The organism is Desulfotomaculum sp. 1211_IL3151, from assembly GCF_036763075.1.
Lineage (GTDB): Bacteria > Bacillota > Desulfotomaculia > Desulfotomaculales > Desulfotomaculaceae > Desulfotomaculum.
Genome location: NZ_JBAIYV010000037.1, coordinates 1 through 1,433, shown reverse-complemented (window position 1 = coordinate 1,433; position 1,433 = coordinate 1). Strand labels below are relative to the sequence as shown.

The following is a 1,433-nucleotide window of genomic DNA, read 5'->3' as shown; positions in this document are numbered from 1 at the left end:
TCACGAGGCCCTTTACTAAATATTCGAAAAACTTTACAGGGTCGTTGTCAAAGGAATCAAGTTGATACCATACAAAGGGTACTTTCACACAATCCATGAATTGTTTAATAAATACTGTCTTGCCATATCCAGCAGGAGCAACAACAAAGGTTGCTTTTCTCTCTTTAAAATTCGCCATTTTTAATAACAGCCTGTGTCTATCTATAATTCCCCTGCCTAAATAAGGCAATCGGAGTTTGGCCATAATTAGATGATTATTCAATGAATCACCCCCGTTGAAATAAGGATGCTAATTAATTAAAATCTAAATGAAATTACTGTATTTTTTTACAAAATATCACGTCAGACGATTTAGGTCAATGCTTAGAAAAAGGTGCCGATTGTTGAATAACTTATAATTATCATAACATTATAGCAATTCAACAATCGGCACCTTAAACATAACAAAACCCCACAGTCGCGTTACAACTGTAGGGTTTTTGAAAAGGTAGACGGGGACGGTTCTCTTCTCTAAGAATCTTAAGCATGTCTTCCAGACACTGAGACAAGAGAATCGCCCCCGTGTCTATTCATTATCCCTTTTTTCCTCCCAAAGTCGTGTGCGTTCTTCAAAGCTCACTTCTTTGTGCACTTGATGCAGCATCCATAGATAGCCGAATGGATCTATAAACATAGCGTTTGATACTCCGTAATCAGGTAATTCAGTCACCTGTTGCACCTCTGTACAGCCCGTGCTGATTGCCTTTGAAAATATTTCATGGATGTCAGAAACGGTGATGTTAAACCAAATGGCTTTGGGTTCATCCGGACTTGGTGCTTTTAGCTCAAATTTAGGGTTTTCATCCAACATGTGAAAACGCACCCCGTATAGGGTAAATATGACTTCATTTTCGCCTTTGGGAAAAGCTGTAACCTCAACACGTTCGATATCAAATATTTTTTCGTATAATTCCAATGCCTTTAAGCTGTCTGTAACGACCATATCAATTTCTACTCCGACCATTTGGATACACTCCTTTTATAAAAATAAACTATTAATTATATCAATAACCCAACTTAATTTTTATACATTTTTCCACAATATTTCTTTTTTATTCCTGCTAAAATTCTTTCAAATCGTTTTACATATACCATTTCATCATCCGTGAAATACCTACTTAAAAATACTTTTGGTAGGTACATTATGTCAAAGGATATCTTAGGTGCCTCATGAATAATTTTATTTTTCTTCTTATTTGACTCGTGCCAAAGGACAAACTCCGAGATGCACAAATAATATTTTTTCTAAACAGTTCATAACTTACATAACAAAACCCTACAGTTATTGCAACTGTAGGGTTTTAAAAATTAATCTGGCAACGACCTACTCTCCCAGGAGCGTGAGCTCCAAGTACCATCGGCCCTGAAGGGCTTAACTGCTGTGTTCGGGATGG

General features: G+C 36.7%; 2 protein-coding genes and 1 rRNA gene. All 3 read right to left on the bottom strand.

The window, feature by feature from the left end; translation table 11 throughout:
- Nucleotides 1–262 (bottom strand): hypothetical protein (locus V6C11_RS09840; RefSeq protein ID WP_333530987.1); only part of this gene is annotated, 262 nt, incomplete at its 3' end.
- A 303-nt stretch (nucleotides 263–565) separates the two neighbouring features.
- Nucleotides 566–1,003, bottom strand: a complete 438-nt coding sequence (locus tag V6C11_RS09835; protein ID WP_333530986.1) for a VOC family protein — start codon at nucleotides 1,001–1,003, stop codon at nucleotides 566–568.
- A 347-nt stretch (nucleotides 1,004–1,350) separates the two neighbouring features.
- Nucleotides 1,351–1,433: ribosomal RNA gene (gene rrf, locus V6C11_RS09830) — 5S ribosomal RNA — on the bottom strand; the annotation flags it as partial.